The organism is Geomobilimonas luticola (genome assembly GCF_018476905.1).
In the GTDB taxonomy this organism is placed as follows: Bacteria; Desulfobacterota; Desulfuromonadia; order Geobacterales; family Geobacteraceae; genus Geomobilimonas; species Geomobilimonas luticola.
In genome coordinates, this window is sequence record NZ_JAHCVK010000003.1 from 58207 (window position 1) to 73662 (window position 15456).

At 60.7% G+C, this 15456-nt stretch carries 10 protein-coding genes; all 10 read left to right on the forward strand.

The annotated features are described in order from the left end of the window. Nucleotides 1-270: 270 nt before the first annotated feature. The 10 genes from KI810_RS09295 to KI810_RS09340 all read left to right on the forward strand — a co-directional run bounded on the left by KI810_RS09295 (nt 271) and on the right by KI810_RS09340 (nt 15192). Complete coding sequence (locus tag KI810_RS09295; RefSeq protein ID WP_214175259.1) at nt 271-2226, forward strand: ABC transporter ATP-binding protein; 1956 nt, start codon at nt 271-273, stop codon at nt 2224-2226. Between the two features lie 68 nt (nt 2227-2294). Beyond that, nucleotides 2295-4613, forward strand: coding sequence for an endopeptidase La (gene lon, locus KI810_RS09300; RefSeq protein WP_214175260.1), 2319 nt, complete (start codon nt 2295-2297; stop codon nt 4611-4613). Nucleotides 4614-4701: 88 nt separating this feature from the next. Then, nucleotides 4702-5472, forward strand: a complete 771-nt coding sequence (locus KI810_RS09305; RefSeq protein WP_214175261.1) for an MlaE family ABC transporter permease — start codon at nt 4702-4704, stop codon at nt 5470-5472. 189 nt (nt 5473-5661) lie between these two features. Then, nucleotides 5662-6435, forward strand: coding sequence for an ABC transporter ATP-binding protein (locus KI810_RS09310; protein ID WP_281412576.1), 774 nt, complete (start codon nt 5662-5664; stop codon nt 6433-6435). Nucleotides 6436-6479: 44 nt separating this feature from the next. After that, the gene (locus tag KI810_RS09315) at nt 6480-7562 is read left to right on the forward strand and encodes an MlaD family protein (RefSeq protein ID WP_214175262.1); all 1083 of its coding nucleotides are present in this window, start codon (nt 6480-6482) and stop codon (nt 7560-7562) included. A gap of 44 nt (nt 7563-7606) precedes the next feature. Further along, entirely contained in the window at nt 7607-9100 is a 1494-nt protein-coding gene (locus tag KI810_RS09320) for a M16 family metallopeptidase (RefSeq protein ID WP_214175263.1), read from the forward strand. Beyond that, nucleotides 9097-10521, forward strand: coding sequence for a M16 family metallopeptidase (locus KI810_RS09325; RefSeq protein WP_214175264.1), 1425 nt, complete (start codon nt 9097-9099; stop codon nt 10519-10521). The genes KI810_RS09320 and KI810_RS09325 overlap by 4 nt, the downstream gene beginning before the upstream one ends. Before the next feature lie 263 nt (nt 10522-10784). Continuing rightward, nucleotides 10785-12371 carry a succinyl-CoA:acetate CoA-transferase ScpC gene (scpC, locus tag KI810_RS09330; protein WP_214175265.1) on the forward strand — a complete coding sequence of 529 codons (1587 nt, stop codon included), beginning with the start codon at nt 10785-10787 and terminating at the stop codon, nt 12369-12371. Nucleotides 12372-13279: 908 nt separating this feature from the next. Beyond that, nucleotides 13280-13774: a DUF11 domain-containing protein gene (locus tag KI810_RS09335; RefSeq protein ID WP_214175266.1), complete on the forward strand. Its 495-nt coding sequence runs from the start codon at nt 13280-13282 to the stop codon at nt 13772-13774. Nucleotides 13775-14004: 230 nt separating this feature from the next. Next, the gene (locus KI810_RS09340) at nt 14005-15192 is read left to right on the forward strand and encodes a DUF11 domain-containing protein (protein WP_214175267.1); all 1188 of its coding nucleotides are present in this window, start codon (nt 14005-14007) and stop codon (nt 15190-15192) included. The last annotated feature ends 264 nt before the right edge of the window (nt 15193-15456 follow it).

The following is a 15456-nucleotide window of genomic DNA, read 5'->3' on the forward strand; positions in this document are numbered from 1 at the left end:
CCACCCCCTACAATGGGCTCCGCCGACTAAAACTGAATGGAACACGGTGCAACCGGAAATAGACGGATCACGGCGGATTTGCAGGTCGTTGGACTTTAATCCGAAGAGGACGCAGACCAATACGATAACAGCGGACAAGACCCGACACGTAATGGTACACCTGACCGGCGGATACGATAAAGCCTATTGACGTTATTTGTTAATCAGCCGTTATCGACATTTTCTGCCCTTTCCGCGTTCCATTCGGCTTTCGCTTGAAGAAGGAACCCCATGCTTCACCTCCACCACCTCTCCAAGGATTTCGCGGGCAAACCGCTCTTTACCGATATCGGCTGGCACCTGAAGAAGGGGGAGCGGGTCGGCCTCGTCGGCGAAAACGGCGCCGGCAAATCCACCCTCATGCGGATCATCGCCGGCCAGGTGGAACCGACCGACGGCTCCATCCAGCTTGCACGGGGAGGAACCGTCGGCTACCTCCCCCAGGACGGCATCGTCACCCGGGGGCGGACCCTCTTCGCCGAAACCATGTCGGCCCTCGCTGAGTTGCAGAAAATGGCACGGGAAATGGAGGACCTTACCGCCCGGCTCGGAGTGGTCCCCCATGACGACCCGTCCCACCCGGGGATGCTGGAACGGCTCGGCCACCTCCAGGAGGAGTTCCGCCTCAAGGGGGGGTACACCATGGAGGCGGAGGTGGGGAACGTCCTGACCGGTCTCGGCTTTCTCCCCACCGACTGGGAACGGGACTGCGGCGAGTTTTCCGGCGGCTGGCAGATGCGGATCGCCCTCGCCCGCCTGCTCCTGATGAAGCCGAACGTGCTCCTCCTGGACGAACCGACCAACCACCTGGACATCGAGGCCCGCAACTGGCTGGAGGGGTACCTGCAGGCCTACCCCTATTCGGTAATCCTCGTCTCCCACGACCGCTTCTTCCTTGACCAGGTCTGCAGCCGGATCACCGAGGTCTGGAACCACACCCTCACCGACTACCACTGCAACTACTCCTCCTATCTCGTCCAGCGGGACGAACGGGTGACCGCCCTGCGGGAGGCGAAGCGGCGCCAGGACGAAGAGATCGGCAAGCTGGAGGATTTCATCAGCCGCTTTCGCTACAAGGCGGACAAGGCGGCCCTCGTCCAGTCCCGGATCAAGCAACTGGAGAAGATCGAGCGGATCACCCTCCCCCCCGAACGGAAACGGATCCGCTTCCGCTTCCCGGAGCCCCCCAAGAGCGGCCGGATCGTCATGGAACTGAAAGGGTTGCGCAAGGCCTACGGGGAACGGGTGGTGCTGGACGGCATCGACCTTACCGTGGAGAAGGGGGAACGGATTGCCCTGGTCGGCCACAACGGCGCCGGCAAGTCTACCCTGATGCGGGTGCTGGCAGGGGGGGATTTCCAGGGGGGAGAACGAATCGTCGGTCACAACGTCGTCCTCGATTACTTCGCCCAGGACCAGGCGGCCGAACTGGACCCGACCCGCTCCGCCTACGAGGAGCTCCTGGCCGGCGCCCCCTACGATGTGGTGCCGCAGCTGCGCGACCTTCTGGGTGCCTTCCTCTTTTCAGGCGACGACATCCACAAGAAGGTGGCGGTCCTTTCCGGCGGCGAACGGAACCGGCTCGCCCTGGCCAGGATGCTCCTCAGGCCCGCCAACCTCCTCCTCATGGACGAGCCCACCAACCACCTGGACCTGTTCAGCAAGGAGGTGCTGCTGGACGCCCTCCGCAGCTTCGCCGGCACGGTGGTGTTCGTCTCCCACGACCGCCATTTCATCGACGGCCTCGCAACGCGGGTGGTGGAAGTGGCTGACGGCGGCCTCACCTCCTATCACGGCGACTACGAATACTACCTGGCGAAGAAAGCCGAAATGTCAGGTACTGGCGAGGCTCCGTCTACGCCACTCATTCATGCATCGCTCTCCAGCACCGGTCCCGGTTCCCGGGTCCCGGCTTCCAAGGAAGAACGCCAGCAGCTTCGGGAAACGGAGAAACAACGTCAGCGCGAAACCCAGCGTCGTGTCAAACGGCTGGCCGAACTGGAAGCCGTCATAGAGCAGGAAGAAACGCAGTTGGCCGAACTGGAAACCCGGATGGCGGACCCCGCCTTCTTTGCCGACCCGGAACAGGCCCGACGCGGTGGTGACGACCATGCCGCCCTGACCGCCCGGATTGCCGCCCTCTACGGGGAATGGGAAGAGCTCTCCGCCTTGACAGAAGAGCCCTGACTGGTTACTCTTGAAGAACGCGCCAGCTACCTGTACCGGTTGAGCACCACCTACCAAGGAACCGAACCATGACGGATCACTCCACAATCGTCGTGCCGGAGGTCATACCCCTCTACCCCCTGCGGGAGATGGTGGCATTCCCCTACATGATCTTTCCCCTCTTCCTCAAGCAGGAGGAGATCGCCATCTTCGAGGAAGCCACCTGGCATGACAACATGGTAGCCCTGGCCATGCTCCGCACGGAACTTACAGGCGACATGCTGTCGTCACTGCACGCCGTCGGCACCGCCTGCAGGGTCACCCAGATCCAGCGACTCCCCGACGGAGGGGCAAAGGTAACGCTGGAGGGGTTGTCGCGCATCCGCCTGACCGGAACCATCGAGGACAAGCCGGTGACCCTGGGGCGGGTGGAACAGATCCGGGAGTTCTCCGAAAAGACCATGGTCTCCGAGGCCCTCGTCTCCAGCCTCAACGCCCTTCTGAAGATCGCCCTCTCCTACGGCCGCCCCCTCCCCGACGACGTCATGAAGATGATCGACTACATCGACAACCCGGCCCGACTGTCGGACCTGGTGGCCCTCTACATCAACCTCCCCCTGGAAGAGCAACAGACGCTGCTGGAGACCGTCGATCCCCTGGAGCGGCTGAAGAAGGTCTACATGCACCTGACCGCCGAGGTCCAGCGTTTGCAGGTCAAGGGAGAGGTGCAGGCGGAGGTGACCAAGCGGGTCGGCAAGACCCAGAAGGAATTCATCCTCCGGGAGCAGATGAAGCAGATCCAGGAGGAACTGGGAGAGGAAGACGCCCGTTCCGCCGAGCTCACCGACCTGCGCCGCAAGCTGGATGCGGCCCGGATGCCGGACGAGGTGAAGAAGATTGCCGACAAGGAACTCAGGCGGCTGGAACGGATCAACCCCGCATCCCCCGAGTACACCGTCTCCCGCACCTACCTGGACTACCTGACCGGCATGCCCTGGCAAACGGGTACCACCGACAACCGGGACATCAACCAGGCCGAAGAGGTCCTCAACGAGGACCACTACAACCTGAAAAAGGTAAAGGAGCGCATCCTCGAATACCTGGCGGTCCGCTCCCTCCGTGAAAAAATGAAGGGACCGATCCTCTGCTTCGTCGGCCCTCCGGGGGTGGGGAAGACCAGTCTCGGCAAATCCATCGCCCGGGCACTGGGGCGCAAGTTCATCCGCATCTCCCTCGGCGGGATGCGGGATGAGGCGGAGATCCGCGGTCACCGCCGCACCTACATCGGCGCCCTTCCCGGCCGGATCATCCAGGAAATCTACCGGGCCGGGAGCAACAACCCGGTCTTCATGCTGGACGAGGTGGACAAGGTCGGTCTCGATTTCCGGGGCGATCCGGCCAGCGCCCTTCTGGAGGTCCTCGACCCGGAGCAGAATTTCTCCTTCACCGACCACTACCTGGATGTCCCCTTCGACCTCACCAACGTCATGTTCATCACCACGGCGAACCAGCTCGATCCGATTCCGCCCCCCCTCAGGGACCGGATGGAGGTGCTCCCCCTCGCCGGTTACACCACCGAAGAGAAGGCGATGATCGCCGACCGCTTCCTCATCCCGAAGGAGATCGAGGAAAACGGCCTCGGGACCACACCTCCTGTCTTCGAACCGGCGGCGGTCGCCCGAATTATCGGCGACTATACCCGGGAGGCGGGGGTCCGCAACCTGCAGCGGAGCATCGGCTCCATCTGCCGCAAGGTGGCCAAGGAGGTTACCCAAGGGAAGGAAGCGCGGCAGACCATAACTCCGGCGGTTGTGGAGGAGTTTCTCGGCCCGCGCCGCTTCTTCAACGAGGTGGCGGCGGAAAAGGACCGTACGGGGGTTGTGACGGGGCTGGCCTGGACCGAGACCGGCGGCGACATCATTTTCGTCGAGGCGACTCGGATGAAGGGGAAGGGGGACCTGATCCTGACCGGCTCCCTGGGGGACGTCATGAAGGAATCGGCCCGTGCCGCCCTTTCCTTCGTGCAGGCAAACGGCAGCGAGTGGGATGTCGCCGACACATCCTTCGACAGCGCCAACATCCACATCCACGTTCCGGCCGGAAGCATCCCCAAGGACGGCCCGTCTGCCGGCATCACCATGGTCACCGCCATCGTCTCCCTCATAACCGGCCGCCCCGCCCGCCGGGACGTGGCCATGACCGGCGAGATCAGCCTGACCGGCCGGGTGCTCGCCATCGGCGGCGTCAAGGAGAAGGTGCTGGCCGCCCGCCGGGCCGGCGTGAAGAAGGTGGTCCTGCCCACCCGCAACCGCCAGGACATGGAAGATGTCCCCGACGACGTGAGGAACGAACTGGAGTTCGTCTTCGTGGACGACGTGCGGGAAGCCATCGCCCAGGCACTACAATAAAAAGAACCAGGCAATGGGCAATGGACTATGGGCAACAGGAAACCCATGTTGCCTATTGCCTATTGCCTATTGCCCAAAGCCGGAACCTATGCCCCTGAAGCTTGCCGAAAATACGCTGAAACTGTTTTTTTTCGAAATCCAGGCGCTCTTCGCCCTTACCTGGCGCGCACTCCGCAACATCTTCCGACGCCCCTTCTATTACCGGGAATTCGCCACCCAGATGGACAAGATCGGCGTCGAATCCCTCTTTATCATCTCCCTGACCGGCCTTTTCACCGGCATGGTCATGGCGCTCCAGGCCCTCATCCAGCTCAAGCCCTTTGCCGCCACGAGCTACGTGGGGGGGATGGTTGCAGTGACCATGGTCAAGGAACTGGGTCCGGTCCTCTCCGCCCTGATGGTGTCCGGCCGGGTCGGTTCCGCCATCTCGGCCGAACTCGGCACCATGGTAGTCACCGAACAGGTGGACGCCATGCGGGTAGAGGGGACCGACATCGTCAAGCGCCTCGTCACTACCCGGCTCAAGGCGCTGGTCATCGCCATGCCGCTTCTGGCGATGGTAACTGACGGCATATCGCTGATCGGCGGTTACATCATGTCTTTCAGCTACGGCATCAACCCGGTCATGTACTGGAAATCCATCCCCCAGTTCATGGTGTTCCAGGACCTGATCGAGGGGGTGTTCAAACCCGCCTTTTTCGGCGGGATCATTGCCATGATCAGCTGCTACGTCGGGCTCAATACCAGCGGCGGCGCGGCGGGGGTGGGGAATTCGGCCAAGCGGGCAGTGGTGCTCGCGTCGGTGCTCATCCTGGTTTCGGACTTCTTCCTGACCAAGATTTTCATCGTGTTCAGGTGATAAGCCTGAAAAACCATGGGGACGCGGAAAAGTCGAAAAAAACCATGATAACTGCGGATTAGACAACACCTTAGCCAATCGTTAGGGTGAATCTTGAATCCCGAGTTATCCGCCTTTATCCGATGTTCTCTGCTTTTTCCGCGTTCAATTGATTTTGCGTTGATTTTCGAAGATGAAGGAGCTGGTTCGTTGGCACCAGAGAGCGGCATACGAATGGAAAAGGTCTGTTTCGACTTCGGGGGACGGAAGATCCTTGAGGATTTCAACCTTTTCCTGGAGCGGGGGGTGAACCGGACCATCCTGGGTGTCTCCGGGGCCGGCAAGACCACCATCCTCAAGCTTCTCCTGGGACTGCTCACCCCTGACAGCGGCACCATAAGCATCGACGGCACTCCCCTTGCGGGGCTCAGGGAAAACGAACTGGTGCGGGTGCGCAAGCACATCGCCATCGTCTTCCAGGGGGGGGCGCTGTTCGACTCCATGACCGTCGGTGAGAATGTAGGCTACCGGCTCTTCGAGGAGGGAAAACTCACGGAGCCGGAAATCGAGCGGATCGCCCGGGAAAAACTCAGCTTCGTCGGTCTGGAACAGGCCATCGACCTCTACCCGGCCGAACTGTCCGGGGGAATGAAAAAGCGGGTCGCCATCGCCCGGGCCCTGGCTTCCGACCCGGACTACATCTTCTTCGACGAGCCGACTACCGGGCTCGACCCCATCGGGGTCTACAACATCCGTCACCTCATGAACCGCCTGCAACAGGAGGGGAAGACCACCCTCATGGTCACCCACGACATGGAGACCGCTTTCGCCGTCTCCCAGCGCTTCTCCTTCCTCCACGAGGCACGGCTGGCATTCGAGGGGACACGGGAGGAGATGCTCACCTGCTCTGTCCCGGCGATTACCGAGTTCTTCGCCCCGACGGAGCAGTCGCTGTTCAGGTACAACCATCTGCCGGAACACTAACATCTCTCAAGAACGTGATCATCACGTGCTAACGGAACGGAACCATGAAACGAAGCGACAACATCACCTGGTCCCAGATCAAGGTCGGCATCTTCATCGTTGCAGCCCTGCTCTTCTTCAGCGGCGGCATACTGGTCATGGGGGACAAGACCAAGTTCTTCGTCCCCAAGGGGAAGCTGTCGGTCATCATGACCGACGTGGCAGGGCTCAAGGTCGGCGCACCGGTCTGGCTGGCGGGAGTCGATGTGGGACTGGTAACGGATATCCGCTTCGAGCATCCCGACCGGACCAATGAGGTGGAAGTGGTCATGGAGGTGGAGCGGGGGGCGCTGAAAAAGATCGGGAGGGACTCCGTGATCACCGTCAAGACCCGCGGACTGCTGGGGGAAAAGTACGTGGACGTCATCCCGAGCCAGTTCGTGTCCGAAAACCCGGAAACCCGACTCTACGGCACGTCGGTGGCGAAACTGGACGACGTCATGCAGAAGGCGGGGTCGGCGTTCGACCGGGTCAACCGGATGATGGATACCATGGACCGGGGGGAAGGGACCCTGGGGCGGTTCGCCAAGGACCCCCGCCTCTATGACAACCTGGTGCATCTTTCCACGGAACTCAACACCTTTGCCAACCACGTCAACCGCGGCGAGGGGACCCTGGGACAGCTTACCCGCAAGAGCGAGCCCTACGACCGGCTGGTGGGGATTCTCAACCGCGCCGACCAGACCCTGAAGGATATCCAGTCGGCGGAAGGCTCCCTGTACAAGCTTGTCCACGACCGCCAGCTCTACGACAAGCTGGTGGCGGTTGCGGACAAGAGCGCCCAGGCGGCCGACGACGTGCGGGAACTGAATCGCAAGCTCACCTCCAAGGAGAGCACCGTCGGCAAGCTCCTGGGGGACCGGGAGTTCTACGACAAGGGGATGGAGCTCATGAACCGCGCCGATCGGTCCGTCCTGGCCCTGGAGGAGATCACCACCCGGGTGAACCGGGGAGAAGGGACCGCCGGCAAGCTTTTGAACGACAAGGAGCTTTACGACCGGCTGAACCGAATGGTGGACGACACCAACGCCCTGGTGAAGGACATCAAGGAAAACCCCAAGCGGTACGTGAAATTTTCGCTGTTCTAAACCCCGTATTAGACGCAATGTACATAAAACTGTGAGGTACCACGATGACTAAGCTGTACCGGTTACTGGCATGTAACCTGCTGTGCATCATGCTCGCCGCCACCGCCAACGCCGCCGGACTGGAGGAGAAGGTCCGGGAGCACACCATGAAGAACGGGATGAAGCTTCTCCTGGTGGAGCGGCACAGTTCCCCCACCATCGCCGCCTGGATACGTTTCCGGGTGGGGAGCGTGGATGAGCGAAGCGACGAGCGGGGGCTTGCCCACCTTTTGGAGCACATGCTCTTCAAGGGGACGACAACCCTCGGCACGAAGGATTATGCCGCCGAGAAGCCACTCCTTGACAAAATAGAGGCGACCGCCGTACAGCTCATGGACGAGAAGGCCAAACGGGAAAAGGGGGACCCGGCCCGCATCGCCTCCCTGAAGAAGGAGCTGGGCCAGTTGGAGGCGGAGGCAGCGAAATTCGTCGTCAAGGAGGAGTTTGCCGAGATCTACGCGAAGAACGGCGGCAGCGGCTACAACGCCTTCACGAGCAAGGACGGCACCACCTACCTCATCAATGTGCCGGCCAACAAGCTGGAGCTCTGGGCAGCCATCGAGAGCGACAGGATGCAGAACGCGGTACTCCGGGAGTTCTACTCGGAGCGGGACGTGGTGATGGAGGAACGACGCCGATCCTACGACACGGAACCGGAGGGGCAGCTGTGGGAGAATTTCATCGCGGCGTCCTACCACGCCCACCCCTACGGCCAGCCGATCATCGGCTGGATGTCGGACATCGAGAACCTCTCCCGGACCAAGGCGGAGGCATTCCTCCACAAATACTACGCGCCCAACAATGCCATCATCGCCATCGTCGGCGACATCGACACCGACAGGACCATCGCGCTGGTGGAACGTTACTTCGGCGCCATCCCGCAGGGCACGCCGGTTGCTCCGGTGGCGGTGACAGAGCCTGCCCAGGACGGTGAACGGCGGATCGAGATCCTGGCCGACGCGGAACCCAACCTCATTATCGGCTTCCACAAGCCGACCCTGCCGGACCCGGACGACTACGTGTTCGACGTCATCGACATGCTCCTGGCGGATGGCCGTACCTCGCGCCTCTACAAGAAACTGATCGTGGAACGGCAGATGGCCACCGATGTCGGCTCGTTCTCCGCCCCCGGCAGCCGCTATCCGAACCTGTTCGTCATCTCCGCCACCCCCCGGGCCCCCCACACCACCGCGGAAGTTGAAACCGCAATCTACGAGGAACTGGGGAAACTGCAACGGGAACCGGTGACGGAGCATGATCTCCGGCAGATACTCAACCGGCTGGAATACGAAGAAGTCCGCCAGATGGGCTCCAACGGCGGACTGGCCCGCAACCTCACCGAGTACGAAGCGATTGCCGGCACCTGGCGCTACCTGATCGAACACCGGCAGAAGGTGGCCAGGGTCACTCCAGAGGACGTCATGAGAGTGGCCAAAAAGTACCTCACCCGTGAGAACAGGACGGTCGGCTTCATCACCAAGAAGGGGGCAGAGAAATGAGAAAACTTCCGGCAATCTGGCTCCCCATCATACTTCTTTGCACTCTGGCAGCCGGTTGTGCGACGGCACCGAAGATGACCGACCCGCGCACCCTGACCTACGCCCCCCTCACCTTCACCATACCGAAGAGCGAGCGGGTCCAGCTGTCGAACGGCATGGTGGTCTACCTGCTGGAGGACCACGAACTCCCCCTCGTGAACATGACCGCCTACGTCCGAACCGGCAGCATCTACGAACCGGCCGACAAGGTCGGCCTGGCCGGTCTGACCGGTGCCGTCATGCGGAGCGGCGGCACGGCATCTCTCCCCCCGGAGAAGCTCGACGGCGAACTGGAATTCATGGCCTCATCCATAGAATCGAGCATCGGAGCCGACGCTGGTAACGTCTCCCTCGCCACCCTCGCCAGGAACCTGGACCGGACCCTGGAACTGTTTGCCCAGGTCCTCAGAAAGCCGGCCTTCCGCGAGGACCGGGTCACCCTGGCCAGGAAACGGGCCATCGAAGGCCTGCGTCGACAGAACGACGACCCTAAAGGAGTGGCAGACCGGGAACTGCGCAAGAAGCTCTATGAAGGGCACCCGCTCGGGCGCTATCCGACCATCGCCACGGTAGAAAAAATCACCCGCGACGACTTGGTCGCCTTTCACCGTCGGTTCTACCACCCCAACAACACGATCCTGGCGGTGGCTGGTGATTTCAAGCGGGAAGAGATGCTGGCCAGGCTCAATGCCGCCTTTGCCGGATGGGAACAGCAGACTGTCGATCTGCCACCCGTCCCTCAGCCTCGCCCTGACGTGAAACCTGCGGTACTACTCGCCCCCAAGGATATCAGCCAGTCAGTGATCCGGATGGGACACCTGGGCATCGACAAGGACAACCCGGACCTCTACGCCATCCGGGTGATGGACTATATCCTCGGCGGTGGCTTCACCTCCCGGCTCACGACCGAGATCCGTTCCAATCAGGGACTGGCGTACAACGTGGACAGCTACTTCGATATAGGACGCCGTTTTACCGGCATCTTTCTCGCCGAAACCGAAACCAAGGCGGAGTCCACCGCAAAGGCTATCAACCTCATGCGCAACATCATCACCGGCATGACCAGGGCGCCGGTTACCGACCAGGAGCTGGCGCTTGCAAAGGATTCCATCGTCAACTCCTTTCTCTTCGGTTTTACCAAGCCGGACGTGATCGTCAACCAGCAGGCACGGCTCGAATACTACGCCTATCCACCGGGATACCTGGAAAACTACCGGGACCGCATCGCAAAAGTTACCAGGGAGGACGTGCTGCGGGTAGCCCGCCAGTACCTCCACCCCGACGCCATGGTTCTGATGGTGGTCGGCGACCCGAAGAAGCTCGACCAGCCGCTGACAACCTTCGGGCCGCTGCAGGAACTTAACCTGGAGAACGGCAGGTAACCGGTTTCCAGGCAGATACCGCAGGGGGCGTCACCCGTCACGGGAACCCTTTAGCTCCTCGCTCCCCGGAGAAACTTTAATACATTTTAAGCTTGACTATAGGAATACACTAAAGTAAAATCCGGTTCTACTTTTCATCTGTGTATACAGCATACAATGAACCAAGAGGCCCGAACCACCTGGGCAACGGCATTGACGAGGTATCGAAAGCAGAGATCATTCCGGATCTAAGCTTGCACCCATCACACAACAGGAGGTAGAAGATGTCTGAATTCGGCACACTGGAAAGTCGCGTTCGTCGCAAGTCCCTGCTCAGCAAGGTATGCAAGGCTGAAGACTGCATCAAGTACTTTAGCCCCGGCCAGGATCTCATGTGGTCAGGCTTCACCCCGGCAGGCTACCCGAAGATGGTGCCCATCGCCCTGGCCAACCATGTCGAGGCCAACAACCTTCAGGGCCAGTGGAAGTTCAACCTGTTCATCGGCGCCTCCGTAGGGGCCGAAACCGAGGACCGCTGGGCAGCTCTCGACATGATCGACCGCCGCTGGCCGTACCAGACCGGCAAGAACATCGCTGCCGGCATCAACGCCGGCCGCATCCGGATGGGTGACAAGCATCTCGGGCACTTCGCCCAGGATGCCGGCTATGGCTTCTACACCGGGAACGGCCGCTACGACATCGGCATCATCGAAGTCTCCGCCATCACCGAGGACTGCGGCCTGGCCCTGACCACCTCCTGCGGTATCGTCGCCGAAGCGCTGCACCTGTGCGACAAGATCATCATCGAGGTCAACACCGGTCAGCCCTCCTTCGAGGGGATGCATGACATCCACATGCAGCAGAAGCCGCCCCACCGTGCTCCGTTCCTGATCACCGCGGCCGACAGCCGGATCGGCACCCCCTACGTCCCCTGCGATCCCGACAGGATCGTAGCTATCGTGGAAAGCAAGCTCCGCGACAAGGGACGTGCCTTTGCCGAGCAGGACGACACCTCCGAAGCTATTGCCGGCCACATCATGGACTTCTTTTCCCACGAGATCAAGATGGGTCGTCTCCCCGAGAACCTGCTGCCGCTACAGTCCGGCGTCGGCTCCATCGCCAACGCCGTTATCGGCGGCCTGGCCAAGGGACCGTTCCGCAACCTGTCGGTCTACACCGAGGTTCTCCAGGACACCATGCTTGACTTCTTCGACGGCGGCAACCTGCTCTGCGCCTCTTCCTGCTCGCTCTCCCTCTCCGAGACCCCGGGCTTCCCGCGGTTCTTCGAGAACTGGGAGCGGTATTTCGACAAGATCACGCTCCGTCCGCTCTCCATATCCAACGCCCCGGAGCCGATCCGTCGTCTCGGGTGCATCGCCATGAACACCCCGGTCGAGATCGACATGTACGCCCACGCCAACTCCACCCTGGTCGGCGGCACCCGGATGATCAACGGCCTCGGCGGTTCCGGCGACTTCCTCCGGAACGGCTACCTGAAGATCATGCACACTCCGTCGAGCCGTCCGTCCAAGACCGACCCGAACGGCATTTCCTGCGTGGTTCCGCACTGCTCACATATCGACCACACCGAGCATGACCTGGATTGCGTCGTTACCGAACAGGGTCTGGCCGACCTTCGCGGCCTCTGCCCGCGCGACCGCGCCCTGAAGATCATAGAGAAGTGCGCCCATCCGGACTACAAGCCGATCCTCACCGATTACTACCAGATGGCACTGAAGGACACCCTGGCCAAGGGGATCGGCCACGAGCCCCAGCTGTGGGACCGCGCCTTCAAGATGCACCTCAACCTGGCGCAGAACGGCACCATGAAGGTCAAGAACTGGGACGTCAAGCTCGACCTCTGCGAATAACAGTCTGCGTTTCATCTGTAGCACAAGAAAGCCCCGCGGAAAACCGCGGGGCTTTTTTAATGCAGCGGGCTTTGTGCCCACCTCGTGAATCTGCAATACAGCCCTATTTCTGGCTTTTCAATACCGCTGCCATCAGACTGAGACTATCCGCTTCCGTAAAATTTCACAAAAATATATTTTTAGACGCCATTTCGCGAAATTACATCTTGCGTATTCTCGATTACCTGCCACCTACGACTCTGCATTCGACCCCGGAACGCAATCGCTAACTTTCTGAAATTTTATGTAATTCCCTCTTGATTTCCCCACTGCACCGATGCTATATAAGAACAACTTTATTACACTTCAGGACATTAAGGATAATATTGGTCGTCTTATTGCGGATTTTCACCATATTTCCAAGGCAAAATTAACCCCAGAAATATATCTCTGGCACAAATACTGCTATGTAATAAGTAACACGATAACGCAGAATTACGCACCCGCGCATTGAAAGCGGGCCGTACCACCGAAGAGAGCAGATTTTTCCTACCTAAATCGACGGGATACCTGCGTCCGATTTCGGCACTTTTGCTTTTTGTGATGGAGGGAATGACAATGAGCCGCTTTATTCCGGGCACTCTGCATCACAGCCAACGTCATAGTACGTGCCATTGCCTCCCGGCATCGGTGCTTGCTGAAAACACCGCAACGCTCCATCCTCCTGGATCGCCAGGAATCGTCATTTTTCCTTCTCCTGCACGACAACACCGTCGCAGAAATTCGCCACTATGCCGTCAAATAACGTCCAACACGTTAATCAAGACCGGTGTAAACACAACCGCTGCGCTGAAGTCAGTCCTGCCTGCACCATTGAGCAGAAGCGCTCATTGTCATTTCTCACCCGGCACCATCAAAAGGAGGTTCGTATGAAACAGCAGGTCATTAAAGCAGCTCTCACGTTAACCGTCATCCTGACAGCCTCGGTGGCACTGGCAAAACCCCAGGTGACCATCGCCATCCAGACGGAAAAAGAGGTCACAACGCTTCAGAACGGCCAGAAGGCCACCAAGAGGGTTGCCGCCACCAATGCAGCACCGGGTGAAATCCTCTTCTACACCCTGACCTATGCCAATGCCGGCAACGAAAGCGCAACCAGCGCCGTGGTAGACAATCCGATTCCAACCGGGACAGTTTATCTTCCCGGCAGTGCCACGGGCCAGGGGGCGGACATCAGTTTCTCCATCGACGGTGGAAAAACCTTCAAGAAACCAAGCCTCCTCACGTATGAAGTAAAACTTCCGTCGGGCAAGCTGGATCAGCGGGTCGCCTCGCCGGAGGAATATACCCACGTCCGCTGGACCATCACGACCATCCCTGCCGGAGGGACAGGCAAACTCGGCTTCCAGGTAAAAGTAAAATAACCCCTCAGCCTCGCCCACAGAATTAACCACAGCCCAGGAGGAACCGTATGAACAGATCAAACAGCGACCAAATTTCCCTCACCAGCTTTCCAAACCACGCAAAACCGCCACCCGGTAACCGACGGCACCCCCGTGCCGGGCCGGAGATCAGACCTTCCCCTTCGCATGACAATGTTTTGCAGCGAATCGCGGTACGTACTCCATCAGGAGCAACAGCAAAGGAGATCATCATGAAACCAAGGATTTCACCCCGCCTCACCGTATCCGGCCGCCTGTTCCTCGGCATGCTGGCCCTGACGGTGGCGGTCACCCTCGGCTCACCCCCGTCAGCCGAGGCAACCACCGCCGCCACCGCCATCATCCGCAACACGGCCACCGTCAAGTACAGCAACGCCGCCGGGGTTCCCCAGACCGACGTCACGGCAACCTCGGACGTCAAGGTCACGCTGGTACCGGCCACCCCGACCCTGAGCTCACCGATCGACCAGAATACCGTCGTCGGAACCAACGCGGTCTATACCTATTACCTCACCTCCAACGCCAACGGTCTGGACACCTACACGCTGACATCAGCCGTCGCTTCCCAGACCGGTATCTCCGGCTCAACCGCATCAACGCCGGCATCCATCTCCTTGGGAGCATCAACCGTCGCCATCGCCATCCCGGCCGGCGGCATAGCTGCTGGCGGGACCTCCGTGATCACCGTCCCGAGCGACGACACGCCGGGAAGCGGCGCCATCAACGGCATCGCCATCGGCGACACCATCGTGATCCTCGGGCAGGTCTATACCGTTGCCAACATTGCAGACAACGGCGGCGCGACCACATCCACCATCACCGTCAACGGCAACGGCACGGCCAGCGGTGCAATTCCTGCCGGGACCCAGATCGGCGAGCGGGGCTCCTTCTCCCTCACCGTCACCCCCGGCACCCTGGGCGGAGCCGCCGACGGCTTCATCGACGTGAATGTCAGTGCCCGGGATGCCGGCAGCGTGCAACCCTCCACCCCTGCCGACTTGACCACGACTACCGTTCAGGCTCCGCGCCTCACCGTCACCAAGGAGGTCTCCATCGACGGCGGCGCCACCTTCCCCGGCGGCGTTCCCCAAGCCGCACCCGGCGCCACGCTGACCTACCGGATTACCGTCAACAACGGCGGCAGCAGTAACGCCACCAGCGTGGTCATCACCGACCCGATGACCATGTTCACCACCTACCAGGCCGGCACCGCCAAGCGGGCAACGGGAGGAGCAACCACCTATGCCGCTGCCCCCACTGCGCTGACTGACACCAACGGCGATGGCGACGGCTTCGACTATAACCTCACCACCACCGGCACCGCGACCTACATCGTGGGAACCGTGGCGCCGGGCGCGGCAAATGCCGTGCAGTTGTTCTTCCAGGTCAAAATCAACTGACCTGGCTGACCCCGGGTGGACGGGATTCGTCCCGTCCACCCTCCTTTCCAAAACCATTGCCCCGGCAATGGCGGCTATCGAGGCACCGTTGGCTTGAAACAGATCTGGTCGGACATACGGCGTAATCGCCGGGCCGAGGAAGTCGGCAGCCGACCCGCGGAAAGGCACTCCGCAGGTAAAGGGACCGGTGCGGCCATACAGCCGGCACACTCCTTCCTGCGTCCGAAAGTACCCCGCAACGCACGTATCCCATGGGAAAACACG

Excerpts from the sequence above, each read along its gene's own strand:
- KI810_RS09335 (WP_214175266.1), top strand. The coding sequence starts at position 13,280 with ATGAAACAGCAGGTCATTAAAGCAGCTCTCACGTTAACCGTCATCCTG.
- KI810_RS09295 (WP_214175259.1), top strand. The coding sequence starts at position 271 with ATGCTTCACCTCCACCACCTCTCCAAGGATTTCGCGGGCAAACCGCTC.
- KI810_RS09325 (WP_214175264.1), top strand. The coding sequence starts at position 9,097 with ATGAGAAAACTTCCGGCAATCTGGCTCCCCATCATACTTCTTTGCACT.
- lon (WP_214175260.1), top strand. The coding sequence starts at position 2,295 with ATGACGGATCACTCCACAATCGTCGTGCCGGAGGTCATACCCCTCTAC.
- KI810_RS09305 (WP_214175261.1), top strand. The coding sequence starts at position 4,702 with ATGCCCCTGAAGCTTGCCGAAAATACGCTGAAACTGTTTTTTTTCGAA.
- KI810_RS09340 (WP_214175267.1), top strand. The coding sequence starts at position 14,005 with ATGAAACCAAGGATTTCACCCCGCCTCACCGTATCCGGCCGCCTGTTC.
- KI810_RS09315 (WP_214175262.1), top strand. The coding sequence starts at position 6,480 with ATGAAACGAAGCGACAACATCACCTGGTCCCAGATCAAGGTCGGCATC.
- scpC (WP_214175265.1), top strand. The coding sequence starts at position 10,785 with ATGTCTGAATTCGGCACACTGGAAAGTCGCGTTCGTCGCAAGTCCCTG.
- KI810_RS09320 (WP_214175263.1), top strand. The coding sequence starts at position 7,607 with ATGACTAAGCTGTACCGGTTACTGGCATGTAACCTGCTGTGCATCATG.